The 18,736-nt window shown below is 43.9% G+C and carries 21 protein-coding genes; 11 read left to right on the top strand and 10 right to left on the bottom strand.

Going from position 1 to position 18,736, the window contains the following annotated elements; translation table 11 throughout:
- The first annotated feature begins 313 nt into the window (after window positions 1–313).
- Complete coding sequence (locus tag HB679_RS20000; protein WP_214073807.1) at window positions 314–619, top strand: GIY-YIG nuclease family protein; 306 nt, start codon at window positions 314–316, stop codon at window positions 617–619.
- A 403-nt stretch (window positions 620–1,022) separates the two neighbouring features.
- Here HB679_RS20000 and HB679_RS19995 read toward each other — a convergent pair whose 3' ends face one another.
- From HB679_RS19995 to HB679_RS19975, 5 genes are read right to left on the bottom strand one after another with little or no spacing between them, the layout of a single operon-like run.
- Window positions 1,023–2,042 (bottom strand): asparaginase, encoded by a 1,020-nt coding sequence (locus HB679_RS19995; protein WP_214073806.1) that lies wholly within the window; start codon window positions 2,040–2,042, stop codon window positions 1,023–1,025.
- A gap of 32 nt (window positions 2,043–2,074) precedes the next feature.
- Complete coding sequence (locus tag HB679_RS19990; RefSeq protein WP_214073805.1) at window positions 2,075–2,842, bottom strand: TatD family hydrolase; 768 nt, start codon at window positions 2,840–2,842, stop codon at window positions 2,075–2,077.
- Between the two features lie 48 nt (window positions 2,843–2,890).
- Window positions 2,891–3,877: an FKBP-type peptidyl-prolyl cis-trans isomerase gene (locus HB679_RS19985; RefSeq protein ID WP_255547678.1), complete on the bottom strand. Its 987-nt coding sequence runs from the start codon at window positions 3,875–3,877 to the stop codon at window positions 2,891–2,893.
- A gap of 55 nt (window positions 3,878–3,932) precedes the next feature.
- Window positions 3,933–4,895 (bottom strand): FKBP-type peptidyl-prolyl cis-trans isomerase, encoded by a 963-nt coding sequence (locus HB679_RS19980; protein WP_214073803.1) that lies wholly within the window; start codon window positions 4,893–4,895, stop codon window positions 3,933–3,935.
- A 6-nt stretch (window positions 4,896–4,901) separates the two neighbouring features.
- A complete protein-coding gene (locus HB679_RS19975) occupies window positions 4,902–5,912 on the bottom strand; it encodes a DHH family phosphoesterase (RefSeq protein ID WP_214073802.1) in 1,011 nt (336 codons plus the stop codon).
- A 173-nt stretch (window positions 5,913–6,085) separates the two neighbouring features.
- Between HB679_RS19975 and HB679_RS19970 the strand changes: the two genes are divergently transcribed.
- Entirely contained in the window at window positions 6,086–6,505 is a 420-nt protein-coding gene (locus HB679_RS19970; protein ID WP_214073801.1) for a nucleoside-diphosphate kinase, read from the top strand.
- Window positions 6,506–6,689: 184 nt separating this feature from the next.
- Window positions 6,690–6,887: a hypothetical protein gene (locus HB679_RS19965; RefSeq protein WP_214073800.1), complete on the top strand. Its 198-nt coding sequence runs from the start codon at window positions 6,690–6,692 to the stop codon at window positions 6,885–6,887.
- Here the strand turns inward: HB679_RS19965 and HB679_RS19960 are convergent.
- Window positions 6,874–7,164 carry a DUF721 domain-containing protein gene (locus HB679_RS19960; protein WP_214073799.1) on the bottom strand — a complete coding sequence of 97 codons (291 nt, stop codon included), beginning with the start codon at window positions 7,162–7,164 and terminating at the stop codon, window positions 6,874–6,876. The two genes, HB679_RS19965 and HB679_RS19960, sit on opposite strands and share 14 nt — an antisense overlap.
- The gene (locus HB679_RS19955; RefSeq protein ID WP_214073798.1) at window positions 7,157–8,257 is read right to left on the bottom strand and encodes a DNA replication/repair protein RecF; all 1,101 of its coding nucleotides are present in this window, start codon (window positions 8,255–8,257) and stop codon (window positions 7,157–7,159) included. The genes HB679_RS19960 and HB679_RS19955 overlap by 8 nt, the downstream gene beginning before the upstream one ends.
- Window positions 8,258–8,399: 142 nt before the next feature.
- Between HB679_RS19955 and HB679_RS19950 the strand changes: the two genes are divergently transcribed.
- From HB679_RS19950 to ytxJ, 3 genes are all read left to right on the top strand, one after another.
- Window positions 8,400–9,077, top strand: a complete 678-nt coding sequence (locus tag HB679_RS19950; protein WP_214073797.1) for a tetratricopeptide repeat protein — start codon at window positions 8,400–8,402, stop codon at window positions 9,075–9,077.
- An 89-nt stretch (window positions 9,078–9,166) separates the two neighbouring features.
- Window positions 9,167–9,661 (top strand): 6,7-dimethyl-8-ribityllumazine synthase, encoded by a 495-nt coding sequence (gene ribH, locus HB679_RS19945; RefSeq protein WP_214073796.1) that lies wholly within the window; start codon window positions 9,167–9,169, stop codon window positions 9,659–9,661.
- Between the two features lie 252 nt (window positions 9,662–9,913).
- Complete coding sequence (gene ytxJ / locus HB679_RS19940) at window positions 9,914–10,243, top strand: bacillithiol system redox-active protein YtxJ (RefSeq protein WP_214073795.1); 330 nt, start codon at window positions 9,914–9,916, stop codon at window positions 10,241–10,243.
- A 132-nt stretch (window positions 10,244–10,375) separates the two neighbouring features.
- Here the strand turns inward: ytxJ and HB679_RS19935 are convergent, their stop codons facing one another.
- Entirely contained in the window at window positions 10,376–10,777 is a 402-nt protein-coding gene (locus HB679_RS19935) for an OsmC family protein (protein WP_214073794.1), read from the bottom strand.
- A 154-nt stretch (window positions 10,778–10,931) separates the two neighbouring features.
- Between HB679_RS19935 and lipA the strand changes: the two genes are divergently transcribed.
- The 3 genes from lipA to HB679_RS19920 are packed head-to-tail and all read left to right on the top strand — an operon-like array spanning window position 10,932 to window position 13,217.
- Window positions 10,932–11,810, top strand: a complete 879-nt coding sequence (gene lipA, locus HB679_RS19930) for a lipoyl synthase (protein ID WP_214073793.1) — start codon at window positions 10,932–10,934, stop codon at window positions 11,808–11,810.
- A gap of 25 nt (window positions 11,811–11,835) precedes the next feature.
- Window positions 11,836–12,384 carry a sigma-70 family RNA polymerase sigma factor gene (locus HB679_RS19925; RefSeq protein WP_214073792.1) on the top strand — a complete coding sequence of 183 codons (549 nt, stop codon included), beginning with the start codon at window positions 11,836–11,838 and terminating at the stop codon, window positions 12,382–12,384.
- Window positions 12,385–12,392: 8 nt separating this feature from the next.
- Complete coding sequence (locus HB679_RS19920; RefSeq protein WP_214073791.1) at window positions 12,393–13,217, top strand: anti-sigma factor; 825 nt, start codon at window positions 12,393–12,395, stop codon at window positions 13,215–13,217.
- A gap of 150 nt (window positions 13,218–13,367) precedes the next feature.
- Here HB679_RS19920 and HB679_RS19915 read toward each other — a convergent pair whose 3' ends face one another.
- Both HB679_RS19915 and HB679_RS19910 read right to left on the bottom strand, forming a co-directional pair.
- The gene (locus tag HB679_RS19915) at window positions 13,368–14,873 is read right to left on the bottom strand and encodes an NAD(P)H-hydrate dehydratase (protein WP_214073790.1); all 1,506 of its coding nucleotides are present in this window, start codon (window positions 14,871–14,873) and stop codon (window positions 13,368–13,370) included.
- 42 nt (window positions 14,874–14,915) lie between these two features.
- Window positions 14,916–15,431 (bottom strand): GNAT family protein, encoded by a 516-nt coding sequence (locus HB679_RS19910; protein ID WP_214073789.1) that lies wholly within the window; start codon window positions 15,429–15,431, stop codon window positions 14,916–14,918.
- Window positions 15,432–15,482: 51 nt separating this feature from the next.
- Here HB679_RS19910 and HB679_RS19905 point away from each other — a divergent pair, with 51 nt between their 5' ends.
- Entirely contained in the window at window positions 15,483–17,918 is a 2,436-nt protein-coding gene (locus HB679_RS19905) for a prolyl oligopeptidase family serine peptidase (RefSeq protein ID WP_255547677.1), read from the top strand.
- A 313-nt stretch (window positions 17,919–18,231) separates the two neighbouring features.
- Entirely contained in the window at window positions 18,232–18,648 is a 417-nt protein-coding gene (locus tag HB679_RS19900; protein ID WP_214073788.1) for a hypothetical protein, read from the top strand.
- Window positions 18,649–18,736 lie beyond the last annotated feature (88 nt).

The raw sequence follows: 18,736 nt of genomic DNA, 5'->3' as shown, positions 1-18,736 counted from the left end.
CTGCAAACGCCGCTCCCCACCACATCATCGCGAGCGAGGAACGAGCGTGGCGATCTCTTTAAAAGCGATAAGTAACTGCAAACGCCGCTCCCCACCACGTCATCGCGAGCGAGGTACGAGCGTGGCGATCTCTTTAAAAGCGATAAGTAACTGCAAACGCCACTCTCCACCACGTCATCGCGAACGAGGTACGAGCGTGGCGATCTCTTTAAAAGCGATAAGTAACTGCAAACGCCGCTCCCCACCACGTCATCGCGAGCGAGGTACGAGCGTGGCGATCTCTTTAAAAGCGATAAATTTTCTATTTTGCAGAATGGTATTTCAACGGGGCGGATGCGTTTACATCGTAACTAACAAAACTCGCACGGTTTTATATATTGGCGTTACCGCCGATATTCGGAAGAGGATTTGGGAGCATAAAAACAAAGTTTACCCCAAAAGCTTTACCGCCCGATACAACTGCGACAGGTTGGTTTATTATTGCTTTTATCCTCATATTGAGGAAGCAATAGCAGCCGAAAAATCGTTAAAAGGAAGAAATAGGGATTATAAAAGTAGTTTAATAACCCAGTTTAATCCTCAGTGGGAAGATCTGTACAAAGATATCGAGCAGGAGTAAATTACAGGGCTTACAGAGATCGTCACGCTCGTACCTCGCTCACGATGACGGGGCGGGGAAAATACCGATTGCAGGGCGTATAGAGATCGCCACACTCGTACCTCGTTCGCTATGACGGGGTGGGGAAATACCGATTGCAAGGCGTACAGAGATCGTTACGCTCGTTCCTGGTTCGCGATGACGGGGTGGGGAAATACCGATTGCAAGGCGTACAGAGATCGTTACGCTCGTTCCTGGTTCGCGATGACGTGGTGGGTGTTTAGTTCGCAATGATGGAGCGGAGTGTTGTTGGATGTATGGATGTAAATAACCGAGCCAGAGATCGTCACGCTCGTTCCTCGCTCACGATGACGGGGTGTTAAGTGAGTGGTGTCAAAATCACAAGTGAAACAAAATACAGCGACTACGACACCGTCAGCTCACCCCGCAGATCAACCTCTAATAAGCGTTTCACTTCTTTAGGGTCGTCTAGCTGGCCAAGCAGGTACATCATTTTGGTAACTGCGGCCTCGAAGGTCATATCATAGCCGTTAGCTACGCCAATGTCTTTGAGTTGCTTGCTGGTTTCGTAGCGGCCCAGTTCAACGGTGCCTACCTTACATTGCGAGATATCGAGGATCACTTTACCACTGTCGACAGCGCCTTTAAGCAGGTCTATAAACCATTGGTCGGTAGTGGTATTGCCGGCGCCAAAGGTCTCCATCACAATACCGCGAACGTCGGCATTCAGTATGGCAGCTACCACCGTAGGGCTAATGCCCGGGTAAAGCTTCAATACGGCAACCTCGTTAACCAGGTTCTTGTGCAAGATCAGGGGTGCATCGGCAGGTTGGCGAATATCATTCGCACTAAAGCGCAAATGCACGCCAGACTCGGCCAGTATAGGGCAGTTAGGCGACCGGAACGCCTCGAACTTAGATGAGTTATATTTAAATGAGCGGTTGCCTCTGAATAGCTTATAATCAAAGTAGATACAAACCTCGGGAACGCGTGCACGGTCGTTCTTTTTAGCATTGGCTATCTCAATGGCGGTCATCAGGTTTTCCTTCGCATCAGTACGGATAGCGCTGATAGGCAATTGCGAGCCGGTAAAGATCACGGGTTTACCCAGGTTTTCCAACATAAAGCTTAAGGCAGAGGCGGTGTAGGCCATGGTGTCTGATCCATGCAGGATCACGAAGCCGTCCACATCGTCATAATTGGCTTCGATTAAACCAGCCAGCTCGCTCCAGATCTCCGGGTTCATGTTTGATGAGTCGATGATCTCTTCGAACGAATGCACCTTGATCTTGCAGTTAAGCTTCTCTAATTCTGGTACATTATCCATGATCTGCTCAAAGTTGATGGGCTTGAGCACCTTGGTTACAGGATCGGTCATCATGCCAATTGTACCACCGGTATAAATGATGAGTATCTGGCTCATTAATTCGGGATTACACTATGTTAAATCATTCGTCACACACCAAATATTGCTTTGGAATTGGCGGTTGTTATATTGGCTACGGTCTGTATATCAGTTTGATATATTTCTGCTACTTTTTGAGCAACATAGATCAAATAAGAACTTTCATTGGGTTTCCCCCTGTGCGGAACGGGCGAAAGATACGGAGAATCCGTTTCTAAAACGATATGGCTTAAATCAAATTGAGGTAAAATTTTGTCCAGTCCGCCGTTTTTATAAGTTACCACGCCGCCAATTCCCAACGCAAACCCAAGGTCAATAGCATGTTGGCCCTCTTCTGCATTACCGGTAAAGCAATGGAAGATGCCATGCAGATCGTCATCGTTCTCTTGCTCCAATACCTCAAAAACCTCATTAAACGCTTCACGGCAATGGATCACTATAGGCAGTTTTAATGACTTGGCCCAATTGATCTGATCACGGAAAGCCTGTACCTGCATATCAAGCGTGGTTTTGTCCCAGTACAAGTCAATACCTATCTCTCCAATGGCATAGATGGTGTGGTCTTTTTTGCTGTCGCGGATGACGGCCAGCTCAGCTTCCCAGCCCTCTTTTACCGAGCAGGGGTGCATCCCCAACATCGGGTAACACATACCCGGATACTCCTTTACTAACCCGAAAACCTGCGGAACTGAGGCGGCGTCTACGTTAGGCAGAAAAAGCCGGCTTACCTCATTATCCAGGCAGCGCTGTATAAGTTCGACCCGCTTTTGATCGTCTTGCTGATAATAGAGGTGAGTATGAGTATCCGTTAAAATCATGCTGCAAAATTAAAAAAGCCTTTCGGTATTAATCGAAAGGCTTTTCCTTTATTGTTGCTTTTTGGTGGCAACGGTGGTCTTTTTAGTCGTTGTCTTTTTCTTTGTTGTTCTTTTAGCTGCAGGCTTCTTAGTAGCTGCGGCCGGTGCGGCGGCTTTGCTTCGAACCACTTTTACCAGTTCAATATCAAACACCAGCGTGCTGTAAGGCGGAATATCCGGACCAGCGGCCTTATCGCCATAAGCCAGTTTTGATGGAATAATCAGCGTAGCCTTGCTACCCTCATTTAATAATAAAATACCTTCTTGCCAGCCTGGAATAATCCCTTGCTGCCCCAATACAAACTTTAACGGCTCATACTCACGGCCTATTTGCTGTAACCCTGCAGATTTGGCAACCTGCTCATAGCTGGTATCGAATATTTTACCTTCAAGCGTGTGGCCTACATAGTTTACATAAACAGAATCGCCGGCTATGGGCTTAGGCTTGATGCCTGCCTGAACTACTTTATACTTAAGCCCTGAGGCGGTAGTTATAACTGTTAGCTTATGGTCGGCTACATATTTATCAACCAAGGTTACTTCATCGGCCTGCTTTTTTGCAGCATCAGCTTCGCGTTCGGCCATTGCTTCTTGCAAAGACTGTATTTTTTCAACATGCAGCAGTATAATCAAACTACTACCCTTAGGGAAAAAAGCAGGGCGTTGAGCATGTGGATCTTTAAACAAGCTATCTGTAGGCACTTTGATCATGGCACTATCCTTAAGCGTTAGCAAAGGCAGCACATCCATCATATCACCCTCTGCCTGTACCTGCACTTTTATAGGAGCGCCTTTGTAGCTGCTGTAAAGGATAGAGTCTTTGTCTGTTTTCTGTATAGCGTTAATGGTAACAATATCACCAACCTTAATACGGTCGCCGGTATTATTAGTAAAGTTTTTATACATCGTGCCTTTTGATGTACGCTGAAACTGATCTTGCGCACAAGCAGTAAGGAAAGAGCTGCCTATCAGCAGCAATAAAAGATATTTTTTCATATTCAACAAAAAGCCTTCCTTACGAATAAGGAAGGCTATATTAAAGTGTTAATGATTACTTTTTAGCCGGTAACTGAGCCGTTGGCGGCGCAGGTGCCAATGAACCTGGTTTTGGATGAATAACGTCAACAACTTCCAGATCAAACACAATTGGTGTGTATGGAGCAATTGGACCGGCACCCATTGCACCGTATGCTAATTTTGAAGGGATGATGAAAGTTGCTTTTGCACCCTTGTTTAATAAACGCAAGCCTGTGTCCCAACCTTCGATAACTTTTTTCTGGCCGATAACAACCGGAATAGGTTTGAACGGGCGTTGATCTAAACTGCTCAATTTTGCTTTAATACCTTCGGCTTTGATGCTGGTATCAAATACTTTGCCATTCAACTGTCTGCCAACATAGTTAATAACAGCCGTATCATTAGCTGCAATAAGCGGACCCTGACCCGGTTGAGTAATTACATAGTATAAACCTGAATCGGTTTTGTTTACTTTAAGTTTATTGTCGTCAAGATATTTTTGAATTTTAGCAGGCTCTGCATTTTTTTGAACGTCTGCCAGGCCTTTCATATACTTAGTGATCTCTTCGTTAAATGCCTGATCGGTCAATTTACCTTTAGGTATCACTTTTTCTATCTTGATAGTATAGTTTAAATATTTGCCTTTGAAGCCCGGAGGTTTAGCTCCTCTTTTAAATACACTATCAGCCAAAATTTTAACTGATGCACTATCGCCTTCTGCAAATAGTGTTATAGCACTAAAAATATCGCCTGGAGAGCTTGCTTTTGGCAACAATAACGGGCTTGGACGGCCTTGATCATAAGTGCTCATCAATACCGAATCGGCATCATTTTTAATAATCAGGTTGGCAGTCAAAAAGTCGCCAACTTTTATTTTAGGTCCGGATTTATCGGTGTATATATTATATAACAACCCGTTATCTCCCTTCTTGTATCCACCATTACAACTTGCCAGCCCAACTGCCGCAAGTGCTAAAAACATCAGATTTTTTTTCATTTTTTATTATTGAATTAACAGTTTTTTGTATTCGGGTAATATTAGTTTAAATTGATTTACAACCTCTTGCAAACTTAAAGGCGATTGTCCGCCGGCTGCATTTCTGTGGCCGCCGCCGCTAAAATACAATTTACAAATCTCATTTGCAGGAAAATCGCCTTTTGATCGTAACGAAAGTTTCACCATACCGGGCCTTTCAACAATAAATGCCGCCAAACGGATGCTTGCCATTGATAAAGCATAGTTTACAACACCTTCAGTATCGCCGGTATTAACGTGATATTTTTCCAAATCTTGTTTGCTTACTACAATAATTGCGGTATTAAACTCGGGCAGCACTTCCAGGCAATTTGATAAACAGTGTCCCAGGAAACGCAAACGATTCTCTGACGCACTATTGTAAACCAATTCATGTATGCGATAGTTTACCGCACCGGCATCAATCAAATCGGCAACTACCCGGTGCACAGCCGAGGTTGTGTTAGGCAGTCTGAAAGATCCGGAATCTGTCATGATACCAGTATACAAGCAGGTTGCCACGTCTTTATTAATTAGCTTTTTATTGTCAAGTACATCAACAATAAAAGTATATACCAGTTGCGCGGCAGCACAAGCATTAATGTCCCAATGTCTGAAATCATCAAAATCTTCAGGTTCGAGATGATGATCGATCATGATCTTATAAGCTTTTGACGCTCTAACCTCTTCGCCCATTTCATTGATGCGGCTCAGGTTATTAAAATCAAGGCAAAAAACTATATCGGCATCGGCTATTAAAGCTTTAGCTTGTTCTGTTTGTTCGGTGTAAATAATAACCTCGGCATTACCGGGCATCCAGCTTAAAAAGTCGGGATAATCAGTGGGTGTGATCACCGTAGTGTGGTGCCCCTGCTGGATCAGGTAATTGTATAAGCCTAATGACGAGCCCATAGCATCGCCATCCGGTTTATGGTGCGTGGTAATGACTATTTTTTGAGGCTTGGCTAACAGGTTTTTAAGCGAAGTTATATCTAACATTCTATTTTTAAAAAAGAGCTGCAAAGCTAGGCAAATAAATGCTAAAGCCTTAACAATAAATTAAAAAAGCTTTACTGTATGGCAGTAAAAACCTACTTTTGCAGAAATATTCACAAAGCGGGCAATTTGTTACCTCGATTCATGAAAGGTAATGCCCAAAATCAAATATACAAATGGCAAGTAACAGAACTTTTACAATGATTAAACCCGATGCCGTTGCCAACGGACACATCGGCGCAATTTTGGATAAGATTACCAAAAGCGGCTTTAAATTAGTTGCTTTAAAACTAACCTCTTTAAGTGCTGAAAAGGCGGGCGAATTTTATGCAGTGCACCAAGAGCGTGGTTTCTATAAAGACCTGGTTGCTTTTATGTCATCAGGACCGATAGTGGCAGCAATTCTTGAAAAAGAAAACGCCATCGAAGATTTCCGTAAACTAATTGGCGCTACAGACCCATCTAAAGCCGAGCCGGGAACTATCCGTAACCTGTTTGCAAAATCAATTGATGCAAATGCGGTACATGGATCAGACTCTGACGAAAATGCTGAGATAGAAGGCCGTTTCTTTTTCTCTGCTTTTGAGCGGGTTTAAGTAGCAAAACCCTGTTTCTACGTAAAAGAGTTTCTAAAAGTTTCACAACAAGTGGCTCTTTTTGAAACTTTTTTTGTTTGGCCCTTGTTATCTGATTAATTGTTTATTACATTTACATCATCAATGTTATGATGTTATGGCTCGATAGTTGTCACATAAATGTGTAACATTAAATTAAAAAAAGATGAAACCGATCCTAAGAATATTTCTTTACGTGCTGATAATAGGCGTGGTGGTGCTGGTTCATACCCTGTTTTTTATCCACCACCCACCAGAAGTGCAATTGGCATTTTTAACTCCGGGTATTACTTTAGTTGCTTACTCTATTATCCGCGATGATCTTTATAAAAGACCATCAATCCGTTGGGCTAGAGAAAGATAACATCTTTAACCAATACAGTTTTGGCTTCGGTATTAATACGTTCAATAATTTGAGCACGTATTATCATTAATTCGTTTTTTATTACTGACGATTCTATACGCAGGTACAATTTTTTATCGTGGATAAAAAGCTCCTTAGTTCGGCTGGCTACTGCTTTTCCTACCAGGTTGGGCCATTGTGCTATAATACCGGTTTCATCAAACTTGCGCTTGATCTTGTAAACCTGCATCATTTGTTCAATAGCTTCTTTAATTGGCTTGTCGTTGGCTTTACGCATCTATGTCGCCTCCTTTTACTTTAAATATACGGATAGGCACATTCATTCCATTAAAAATATTTCGCACCCGGGTATCGCTGGTATCGGTAATAAATACCTGCCCAAAATCATTGTTGGATACCATTTGCATCAATTTGGTTACCCGGCTATCGTCGAGCTTATCAAAAATATCGTCTAATAATAACAATGGCTTATATCCTTTTTGCTGATCGAGAAAACTATACTGAGCCAGCTTCATGGCTATCAGGAAAGATTTTTGCTGCCCTTGCGAGCCAAATTTTTTCATAGCCATACCATGTACGGCAAACTGTAATTCATCGCGATGTATGCCGGTTGTGGTACGCTCCAGCGCCCGATCTTTTTCCACCGTCTTTTTGAGCAAATTCTCAAAACTCTCATTTAACAATTGCGATTCGTACACCAACTCCACCTGTTCGGCATTATCGCTCAAAAATTGGTAGTGCTTATTAAAAATAGGTGTAAAAACCTCCATAAAAGCGCGGCGCTTTTGAAAAATTTTTGTGCCTGATGCTATTAACTGATCATCCATCACCTCCAACAAACCCGGATCATACCGGCCTGTATCGGCAATCTGTTTCAAAAACGCGTTTCTATTAGCCAATACCTTGTTATAGGCAATCAACTCATCAAGGTAATGATTGTCAGTTTGCGAGATCACATTGTCAATAAATCGCCTTCGCTCTTCGCTACCCTCTATAATAATACTAATGTCGTAAGGCGATACCATTACCAGGGGCAACAGCCCGATATGATCGGCCAGTCGTTGGTAATCTTTTTTGTTGCGCTTAAATTGCTTTTTCTGGTTTCTCTTTACCGAGCAGGCCACAGCCTCATCGTTCCCATTTTTATTAAACTGGCCGGTGATAATAAAGAAATCCTCTCCCTGCTTTATCTGCTGACTGTCAATAGGGTTAAAATAACTTTTGCAAAGCGACAGGTAATGTATAGCATCCAGCAAATTGGTTTTTCCCGCCCCATTATTCCCCAAAAACGCATTCACGCCCTCACTAAGGGTAAGTTCGGCTTCTTCGTAGTTTTTGAAGTTAATTACTGACAGTTGTTTTAAATACATAAGCGTGGTTTCAAATTTAGCAATTAACGCTATGCTTAAGTGGATAAATACGATTAAAAAAATTAGCTCATTATTAAAATAAAAATCTATTGTTAAAACTTTTTAAAAAATGTAGTTTTGCAAACTTTAATTTAGAATAGAAATGTCAAAAAACCAGGAGAATACAACTGTGCAACTAAATGATGATGGGCTTGCACAAGTAGGCAAGTTTACACGCGAAAATCAAAAAAGCTTAATATTTATAGCTTCGGCTATAGTTGCCATGATATTGGTTTATGTGCTTTATCAAAAATTGTACTTAGCGCCAAGAGAGGCTAAAGCAGCCGACCAGATGTATATGGCTCAAGACTTTTTTGCAAAAAAAGATTGGGACAAAGCTATTAAAGGCGACGCCGGTTACCCTGGATTTGAAAAAATTGTTGCCGACTACAGCAACACTAAAGCAGCCAACCTGGCTTCTTTCTATTTAGGTGTATCTTATTTGAATAAGGGCGAATACCGCAAGGCTATCGAGAACCTGAACAACTACCACGGTGATGATTCGATGGTTGCTGCTGAAGCTTTGGGCGATGCCGGCGACGCTTATGTTGAGTTAAAAGATTACAGCAATGCTGCGTCTTACCTTAAAAAAGCTGCCGACAAAGCAAGCAACGCTTTTTTAACGCCAGTATATTTGAAAAAATTAGGCTTGGTTTACGAGGCTCAGAACGATAACAAATCGGCTGATGATACTTATAAATCAATTAAAACTGATTATCCAACCAGCACAGAAGCGCAAAGCATCGACGGGTATATTGCCCGCGTTGAAGCGAAATTGTAATTGATTTCGGATTTCGGATCTGTGATTTCGAATTTGTTAAATATCGAACTTGCAAATCCGAAATCTTAAATCCGAAATCCGACATAAAAATGGCTACACATTTAAAAAACTTATCAGACTTTTCCGGGAGCGAGATCCCATCGGCTGCGCCATATCGTTTTGGTATTGTGGTGGCCGAGTGGAACGCCGAGATCACCAATGCGCTGTACCAGGGAGCTTACAATAGCCTGATTGCTCATGGTGCTTTGGCCGACAACATTGCTACTCACCCTGTTCCGGGCAGCTTTGAGCTAACATCGGGTGCTGATATTTTGTTAAAAAATGGCAACTTCGATGCAATAATTTGCCTGGGCTGCGTTATACAAGGAGAAACACGCCATTTTGACTTTATCTGTAATGCTGTAGCAAACGGCGTAAGTAATGTGTCTATTAAATATTCAAAGCCGGTCATTTTTGGTGTATTAACGACAGATAACCAGCAGCAGGCCATCGACCGCGCAGGCGGTAAACACGGCAACAAAGGAGACGAGGCTGCTATTACCGCCATTAAAATGGCCGATCTTGCCAAAACTTTGAAGGGTTAATTTGCGTATAACAGATATAATACAGATATTAGAAGCATGAGAAAGATCATATATATAACTCTTCTGGCGGTAACCATTGGCAGCGTGCTTGCATCTTGCTCCAACAGACTTTGTCCGGCATATGCCTCTTATCCTCCAAGATCCCGCAGATAATAGCGAGACTTTATTGAATCCAAACCCTCTTCTGGCAAAATAATTGTTTGACGTTGTAATTACTTATAACCGCTAAGCGGTTTTTATCTTTGCAGTACTATGACGTGGATACAACTAACATCGGCCGACCAGCTTAACAACATTAAACAAAAGCCGGGCTATAGCCTTATTTTTAAGCACAGCACACGCTGTTCTATCAGCATGATGGCTAAAAGGCGTTTTGAATTAGATTGGGATAACCTGCCTGACGAAATGCCGCTATATTTCCTGGACTTGATCCAGTACCGCGACTTATCTGCCCAGGTAGCACAACTATTCCAAATTCATCATGAATCGCCACAATTGCTTTTAATTAAGGACGGCGAGTGTATCCTTGACCAATCGCATGGCGAAATATCTGTGGAGGATGCTTTGTTAGAGATTGGTTAATTAGAAACTAGAGATTAGTTTTATATAATTTTTTGTCATCCTAAGCATAGCGAAGGATCTTATAAAACTAACTTATCAAGCGTATAAGATTCTTCGCTATGCTCAGAATGACAAATTTGGTTTTTAAGCCAGCTACCACCCAAAATTCACCGTCTTCACCAAATCTGGGTGCAGACTAACTGCAACAGGGCAGCCTAAGGCAGCTTTTTCCAGGATCTCTTTTTCATTGTCGGTATATGTCTTCGGAAACTTTAAGTTAGTTACTACCTCGGCCACACGGCGCGGGTTGGCGGCCATCACTTTGGTTACTTCGCACTCGGTGCCGTCAATATCAATACCATGCACGTCGGCAGCTATCCCCATTGTTGTTAGCATGCAGCCCGCTAATGACTCTGCCAGCAAATCAGTTGGCGAGAAAGCTTCGCCCTTGCCTTTGTTATCGGTTGGCGCGTCGGTAATAATTTTTGTGCCCGATTGTAAGTGTGTCGCTTCTGTGCGTAAGCCGCCCAGGTAAGTGGTGTGTATAGTTGCCATATATTTTTATTTCGGATGTCGGATGTTCTAATTCGGATTTATATTCCAAATTTAGAATCTTTCATTAACTTACCTATATCAATTAACTGTAATATATTTCATAAAAAAATGCGGCCTGGGTTTGGTTAGGTCGTTTTTACTTACTTTTGTGCTTATGATTGAATTGCCGGTAGTACCTGTTGAACAAAAACAACGCAAGCCAGACTGGTTGAGGGTGAAACTTCCTGTGGGAAAAGAGTACGCACATGTGCGCAGTTTAGTTGATACGCATAAACTGCATACGATTTGCGAAAGCGGCAATTGCCCTAACATGGGCGAATGCTGGGGTGCAGGCACGGCTACTTTTATGATATTGGGTAATATTTGCACCCGTTCATGCTCATTTTGTGCGGTAGCTACCGGTCGCCCCTTGGCGGTTGATACGGATGAGCCGAATCGTGTTGCTAATTCAGTAAAACTGATGCAGGTAAAACATTGCGTAATTACCTCGGTTGACCGCGATGATCTGAAAGATGGCGGATCTATCATCTGGGCCGAAACCATTAATGCCATCCGCCGCGAAAGCCCGGAAACTACTTTAGAAACTTTATTGCCCGATTTTAGGGGCCAATGGGATAATCTTGCCCGTGTGTTGGAAACCCGCCCCGAGGTAGTATCGCATAACCTGGAAACCGTTCGCCGCCTGACCCGCGAGGTACGTATCCAGGCTAAATACGACCGTAGCCTGGAAGCGTTGAAGCACGTTTCAGAAGCTGGCTTACGCACAAAATCGGGTATTATGCTTGGTTTAGGCGAGAAGGAAGAAGATGTTTTGGAAGCTATGGACGACCTGCTTACAGCTGGTGTACACATACTTACTTTAGGCCAATATTTGCAGCCAACACGCAGCCATCACCCGGTGGTTGACTGGATACATCCGGATCAATTTGCTTTCTACAAACAAAAGGGGTTAGATATGGGTTTTAAATATGTGGAAAGCGGCCCATTAGTGCGGTCATCTTACCACGCTGAAAAACACTTGTTTGAAATCTGATATTTCCTTTTTATCTTCACCACTTGTGAGCAGAAAAAAACTGACCCTTTCTGAAGAGGAGCTGGTTCTTGCCTTGAGAAATCGCGAGAAAATAGCTATCGAAGCGCTGTATGATATGTACTCGGCATCACTATTTGGTGTGATTTGCCGGATAGTTATTGACGAGGCTACTGCCGAAGATATCCTGCAGGAAACTTTTGTAAAGATCTGGCACTCATTCTCGAGCTACAGTGCCGATAAAGGCCGCTTGTTTACCTGGATGGTGAATATAGCGCGCAACCTTTCTATAGATAAATTAAGATCTAAAGATTTTAAGAACCACAGCAAAAACCAAGAACTTGAAAATAACGTAACTTCCATAGACGAACAAAGAAACACAGTTTACAAACCTGAGTTAATGGGCATCAAAGAGTTAGTGCAAACGCTCAAGCCTGAACAAAAGTCTATCCTTGATTTGGTTTATTTTAAAGGCTACACCCATGTGGAAGCTGCCGACGAACTCGGTATCCCGCTTGGCACCATTAAAACCAGGTTACGAATGGCCATAATTGAACTCAGGAAACATTTTAATTGAAGCCGAAAGTGGAAGACGTGAAAAAATTTATTGAATCAGGTATCTTAGAACTCTATGTTCTGGGAGACGTTTCTCCTGCTGAGCGACAGCAGGTTGATGCGATGATTCAACAACATCCGGCGGTGAAGGCAGAATTAGAAGAGATTGAAAAAGCACTGGAGTCTTACGCATTAGAAAACGCTGTTCAACCGTCTCAAAAGCAACGCACCAAAATTTTAAATAGCCTGGTTATCAATTTGGCCGATGACAGGGTCTTTACCAAAAAGGAAACCGTTACCGAACCCACAGTAATTACTATGCGCCCGCCGGGCAGCAGCAACTTTTATAAATATGCTTTTGCTGCAAGCTTAGCGTTATTAGTAGGCAGCGTGGTAGCTATCTATAACCTAAACAGCAAACTACAGCAAACCACACAACAATTAGTAGCTGCAAATTTGCAAACCCAACGGTTTACCAAAACGGTAAATTACATGAATGATCAGTTGGGCGTTTTTAGAGATACAAGTTATAAGATATTGCATCTAAAAGGCACTAAAAACCTACCAAACGGCAGTTTGCTTGTAGCTTGGAATCCGGCCAAGAAAAAAGTGATGATCGATTTAAAATCATTAAACATGCCGGTTAATGATAAAGATCATCAGTATCAGTTGTGGGCATTAGTAGGTGGGAAGCCGGTTGATTTGGGTGTTTTTGATAAAATAGCCAACGATAGCACTGACATGAAACAAATGAAATCAGTTGCTTTGGCGCAAGCCTTCGCGGTAACCCGCGAGCCAAGAGGCGGTAGCGTTAACCCAACCATGAGCGAAATGATGATTATAGGCCAGTTCTAACCAGGCGATAGTTAAATTTTGTTAAAAATCATTCTTGCTGTAACGAATACACACACGTTAACGTCTTATAGGTACAAATTGAGAGTATTTGTTCTTTATAAGATCAGTTAATAAGTAGGAAAAAAGGCCGTATAATACTTGCGGCCTTTTTTATGCCATTAATTTTGCCATGGTAATGGGCAACTGCCCGGCCAGCCTGCCCGGCATAATTACGTTCATTCTGTTAGGCAGCGCCAATTCATCGCCCGCTTTTCCGTGGATATAAACACCCAGTATGCAGGCTTCTGCCGGGGTATATTTCTGCGCCAACAGCGAGGTAATAATCCCGGTCAAAACATCGCCCATACCCCCGGTAGCCATCGCGGCATTGCTGGTGGAATTAAAATAAACCTTTCCTTCCGGCGTAGCCACCAGCGTATAATCATTTTTAAGCACGATGTTGATGTTGTACTTTTTGGCATTTTCGATAGCGCTTTGCAGCCTTTGCCACCAATTGTCATGATCGCCAAACAAACGGTCGAACTCTTTCATGTGCGGGGTAACGATGCTGCCCGCAGGTACTTTACTCCAAAGCTTTGGGTTGGCAGCCAGGATATTTAATGCATCAGCGTCAATAACGATTGGCTTTTTGTAGTTTTTTAAAACTGTGGTAAACAGTTTTAAGGCATCGTCACCTTTGCCCAAACCCGGGCCTATGCCAATGGTGCTGAATTTATCCCATTCTATCTCAGGCAACATACTTTCCTTACGTATGATAGCCATAGCCTCTGGTTGATATGTATTCAAAGCAATTAAACCACTTTCGGGTATACAGGCGGTGGTTAGCCCCGCTCCCGCGTAGGAACATCCTGCCGAACTTAGTAAAGCGGCACCCATTGTTTTAGCCTGCCCGGCAATAATCAAAGCATGACCATACGTGCCTTTATTGCTAAAACGATGACGTGGCTTGAGTATACTGCGGATATCCTTTTCTTCTAAAAACTGGTAAGGCGATTTAAGCGATTGGATAAACCCTTCATCAATCCCGATGTTAACGACCTCCCAGCACTTAATATGTGGCGCAGATTCAGGCAGCAAGAAATTGACCTTTGGTTGCTGAAAAGTGATCACCAGGTCGGCGTGAACTACTGTAGCATCTTTGTCCATTTCGCCATCTGTATAAAAACCGGTGGGTACGTCCACAGCTACTACAGTTTTATGCAGATCATTGATAAAATCGGCAAGGCGCTTATAGTCGCCCGATAAGGGTTTGTTAATGCCGCTACCCAGTAAAGCATCTATTATGATATCGGCATTTTCAGTTAGAAAAGGGGTGTCAGGCTTTAACTCATGTAGCTCAAGCCCCATTTGCGTAATGCGATTTAGATTGGCATTAAAATCATTTGTCGACTTTTCAGAGAAGCGCGCCACCTTAATAGCTACATTAATATACTTATGGCTGTACAACATGCGTGCAATAGCCAACCCGTCGCCGCCATTATTGCCTGTACCGCAGTACACAGCGATCTTTAAATTACGATCTGCAAACCTATTCACAAACCAACCCACAAACGCTTTCGAGGCACGCTCCATCAAGTCGACAGAATTGATCGGTTCGTTAGCGATGGTATGAGCATCCGCGTCGCGGATCTGTTGGGCAGTTAGTAGTGGCAGCATACGGTATAAATTAACGCTTGATGTGTTTTGTTTGATGCGATGTTAAATTTGATATAAGGCATAGATATACTCATCGAATACTTCGCCGTTTTTAACTACCGACCTTGCCAGGATTCCCTGCTTAATAAAACCTGCTTTTTCAAGCACCCGCATAGAGGCAATGTTGGGGTCGAAAACAACCGCCTGGATACAAATAATATCCAGCTTGGCAAAGCCATAGCCGCATATCAATTGAGTTGCTTTGGTGATGATGCCTTTACCCCAATGCTTTTCGCCAAGCCAGTAGCCTAATCTTGGAGTTTTACTATAGACATCGCCGCGCATCTCCAGGCTGATTCCACCTGCCAGTTCACCATCAATATCGATCACAAAATTGGTTACCGGCGACTGCTTCAATTGTAGGTTGATGAAGAAATTGGCATCCTCCAACGTATAAGGATATGGAAAGCGATCAGATAGGTATCGTGACACGTTGCTATTGTTGGCATGCTCTTGCAGGGCGGTTGCGTCCTGCAGTTGCCAGGTCCTAAGTTTAAATCCGTCGCCTTGTAGTTCCATATATAAAAGTAATCAGTCAAAATTAGTAACTTGTCATCATTAACTGAATTTATGAAACGCTTATTAACTGCACTACTTATCCCAATTTGTTCGGCAAGCTATGCCCAAAAACTGGAAACCCTAACTGTCGAAAAGATCATGCGCGACCCAAAATGGATGGGCGTGGCACCCTCCAACATTCATTGGAGCGATGACAGCAAGAAACTCTACTTTAACTGGAACCCAAACAGTACCGATCGCGATGAGCTATTTGCCGTCACGCCGGCAAGCACCAAACCGACGAAAATCGGTATTGACGAACAGCGCACCTTCACCACCGAGAACGGCGAGTGGAACAAGATCCACACCCAAAAGCTCTATGAAAAGAATGGGGACCTGTTTCTCTTAGACATCAAAACCGGCAAGACACGCCAACTGACTGCCACCACCGAGCGCGAAGGAAATCCATCTTTCAGCGCCGACCAAAGCAAGGTGATCTTCAGCCGTGCCGATAACTTATATTCTTTAAATATCAATAATGGCGAGTTGGTGCAGATCACCAATTTCGTACACTCCGCAGCAGCGCCTGCGGCACCGGCAGGCCCGACGGGCGGCGGTGGTCGCCGTAGTGGGCTGGGTGGTAGCGGAGGAGCTGCACGTGCTGCCCAAACCCAGGCAGCAGGCAGCGAGCAGGAACGTTGGCTAAAAGCTGAGCAACTAGAGGTGTTTGACATCATCAAAGTAAGAGAAAAGGACCGCAAGCTGGATTCCATTCAGGCCAAGCAGTTCGAAGTCAGGAAACTGAAAGAAATAGCCGTTGGTGATGAGTTTGTAAGCGGCACCACGCTAAGCCCGGACGGACGGTTTGTGACCTATAACCTGGTCAAAATAGCGACCGACGCCAAGCGCACCAACGTGCCTAATTACGTAACCGCTTCCGGTTTTACAGAGGATATCCCTAACCGCACCAAAGTTGGGGCACCAGAGAATACCTCCGAATCATACATCTTCGATACCCAGCGAGATAGCGTTTACCGCGTATCCGTTGCCGGCATTCCGGGGATCAAAGACATCCCGGCTTACTTTAAGGATTACCCAAAGGAGTTGGAGCAGCGCAGCAAACGCAATGAAGATCGCCAAGTAAACATCATCCGTACCCAATGGAGCGAGGACGGCAAGTATGCCGTTGCCATGGTAATTGCACAAGACAATAAGGATCGCTGGATCATGAAGCTGGATGCCGCTACAGGTAAGCTCTCGCCTTTAGACCGCGAACATAATGACGCCTGGGTTGGCGGCCCTGGCTTTTATGAGTTGGGCTGGGTAGACAATACGCATATCTACTTTGAAAGCGAAGATCCCGGCTATGCGCACCTGTTTGTCGAGGATGTCACCAACGGCAGTAAGAAGCAAATCACCAGCGGCAAGTCGGAAGTGCAGACCCTGCAGCTATCGGCAGACAAGAAGACTTTCTACTTTACGGCCAACATGGAGCATCCCGGCATTACACATTTCTATAAGGTACCGGTTACTGGCGGCGAGCCGGTTAAGCTGACTACGATGAAAGGCACCAATACGGTCACCCTATCGCCTGATGAGCAATGGCTGGCTATTAACTACTCGTATACCAATAAGCCTGATGAGTTGTACATTCAGCCCAATAAGCCCGGCGCTACCGCCACGCAGGTTACCAACTCATTAACCGAGGAGTTCAAGTCATACCCATGGCGTGACCCGCAGCTGATTACATTTAAGAACCGTTATGGTAGCGATGTGTATGCACACCTGTACCTGCCTGCCAAGCCCGATCCGTCGAAACCTGCCGTGGTATTTGTACATGGTGCAGGCTACCTGCAAAACGTAATGTATGGCTGGAGCGAGCACTACTTCCGCGAGTATATGTTTAACAACATGCTGACCGATAACGGCTATACCGTACTGCAGCTCGACTACTCGGGCAGCGCAGGCTATGGCCGCGACTGGCGCACTGCCATCTACCGCCATATGGGTGGTAAGGATCTGACCGACCAGGTAGACGGTGTGAAGCTATTGGTTGACAAGTATGGTGTTAACCCTAAACACGTGGGCATGTACGGCGGCTCGTACGGTGGTTTCATGACTTTGATGGCCATGTTTACCGAGCCTGATGTGTTTGCCGCAGGCGGCGCTATCCGCTCGGTTACCGACTGGGCGCATTACAATCATGGCTATACCTCAGAGATCCTGAACGAGCCGTTTAATGACGAGAATGCCTATCGCGCCAGCTCGCCTATATACTTTGCCGATGGATTGAAAGGCAACCTGCTGATGCTGCATGGCATGATAGATCAAAACGTAAACTACCAGGACATTGTACGCCTGAGTCAGAAACTGATTGAGCTGCATAAGGATAATTGGAGCCTGGCCTCATACCCTGTAGAAGATCACGGGTTTGTACAGCCCAGCAGCTGGACCGATGAGTACAAGCGCATCTATAAGCTGTTTGAGACCACGTTGAAGGGTCAGTAGCCGTCGCTGTTTTGTTTCATGCGTGTGTGCAACAGCTGAAACAAGTGAAACAGTATTTTTTGTCAAATAATTGATTATTAAATAAATACAAAAACAGAGTGAAACAAAATGAAACACCAAAAATGACTTTTAGGTCATATTTTGTTTCACTTAAAAACATCACCGACACGTCATCGCGAGCGTAGCATGGCGATCTCCGGATAATTTGCTATTTCGCTTATCAGGAGATTGCCACGCTCGTACCTCGCTCGCAATGACGTTTTTGATATGTTTAAAATCGCTAAAAAACACTTAATTACAAAATACCGCAGGTTTGAAACGCTATATTTTTCTTTTGTTATTTTTTTGTTGGGGATGCCGTCATGAGCCGCCTGCATCGGCCGTGCATATTAGCCTCATCGACAGCAATCGCTCATTAAAGATCGTCGGCATTGACCCGGTGATTTTAAATGACATTGATCGCGATAGCATAAAAAACTGGCAGAGCTTATTTTCTATATCTCGCCTGCCGGCAGATACGGATCTGAAAGATTACCAGCCTACACAGCCTGGTCGGTATTTGGTTAACAACGGCGCCGTTGTTTTTACGCCTGATACGCCTTTTGTAAAGCAACGCACCTATTTTTTGCGCTATTATAACTATGCCGGCAACAAATCTATTTGGGACTATGTGCGCGGGCGCACCAAGCCGGGGCAATTGCACTATACCGATTTGATTTTTAAGCTGTAGCGCTTTGAATATTTAAATATTTTAGCTATATTTGCATCTAATTAATAAAGAGGGGGCCATTTGCCCCCTCTTTTAGTATACCAAAATT

This window comes from Mucilaginibacter sp. dw_454, assembly GCF_018449775.1.
Classification (GTDB): Bacteria; Bacteroidota; Bacteroidia; order Sphingobacteriales; family Sphingobacteriaceae; genus Mucilaginibacter.
This window is presented reverse-complemented; position numbering and strand designations above follow the sequence as displayed.

Excerpts from the sequence above, each read along its gene's own strand:
- HB679_RS20000 (WP_214073807.1), top strand. The coding sequence starts at position 314 with ATGGTATTTCAACGGGGCGGATGCGTTTACATCGTAACTAACAAAACT.
- HB679_RS19995 (WP_214073806.1), bottom strand. The coding sequence starts at position 2,042 with ATGAGCCAGATACTCATCATTTATACCGGTGGTACAATTGGCATGATG.
- HB679_RS19990 (WP_214073805.1), bottom strand. The coding sequence starts at position 2,842 with ATGATTTTAACGGATACTCATACTCACCTCTATTATCAGCAAGACGAT.
- HB679_RS19985 (WP_255547678.1), bottom strand. The coding sequence starts at position 3,877 with ATGAAAAAATATCTTTTATTGCTGCTGATAGGCAGCTCTTTCCTTACT.
- HB679_RS19980 (WP_214073803.1), bottom strand. The coding sequence starts at position 4,895 with ATGAAAAAAAATCTGATGTTTTTAGCACTTGCGGCAGTTGGGCTGGCA.
- HB679_RS19975 (WP_214073802.1), bottom strand. The coding sequence starts at position 5,912 with ATGTTAGATATAACTTCGCTTAAAAACCTGTTAGCCAAGCCTCAAAAA.
- HB679_RS19970 (WP_214073801.1), top strand. The coding sequence starts at position 6,086 with ATGGCAAGTAACAGAACTTTTACAATGATTAAACCCGATGCCGTTGCC.
- HB679_RS19965 (WP_214073800.1), top strand. The coding sequence starts at position 6,690 with ATGAAACCGATCCTAAGAATATTTCTTTACGTGCTGATAATAGGCGTG.
- HB679_RS19960 (WP_214073799.1), bottom strand. The coding sequence starts at position 7,164 with ATGCGTAAAGCCAACGACAAGCCAATTAAAGAAGCTATTGAACAAATG.
- HB679_RS19955 (WP_214073798.1), bottom strand. The coding sequence starts at position 8,257 with ATGTATTTAAAACAACTGTCAGTAATTAACTTCAAAAACTACGAAGAA.
- HB679_RS19950 (WP_214073797.1), top strand. The coding sequence starts at position 8,400 with ATGTCAAAAAACCAGGAGAATACAACTGTGCAACTAAATGATGATGGG.
- ribH (WP_214073796.1), top strand. The coding sequence starts at position 9,167 with ATGGCTACACATTTAAAAAACTTATCAGACTTTTCCGGGAGCGAGATC.
- ytxJ (WP_214073795.1), top strand. The coding sequence starts at position 9,914 with ATGACGTGGATACAACTAACATCGGCCGACCAGCTTAACAACATTAAA.
- HB679_RS19935 (WP_214073794.1), bottom strand. The coding sequence starts at position 10,777 with ATGGCAACTATACACACCACTTACCTGGGCGGCTTACGCACAGAAGCG.
- lipA (WP_214073793.1), top strand. The coding sequence starts at position 10,932 with ATGATTGAATTGCCGGTAGTACCTGTTGAACAAAAACAACGCAAGCCA.
- HB679_RS19915 (WP_214073790.1), bottom strand. The coding sequence starts at position 14,873 with ATGCTGCCACTACTAACTGCCCAACAGATCCGCGACGCGGATGCTCAT.
- HB679_RS19910 (WP_214073789.1), bottom strand. The coding sequence starts at position 15,431 with ATGGAACTACAAGGCGACGGATTTAAACTTAGGACCTGGCAACTGCAG.
- HB679_RS19905 (WP_255547677.1), top strand. The coding sequence starts at position 15,483 with ATGAAACGCTTATTAACTGCACTACTTATCCCAATTTGTTCGGCAAGC.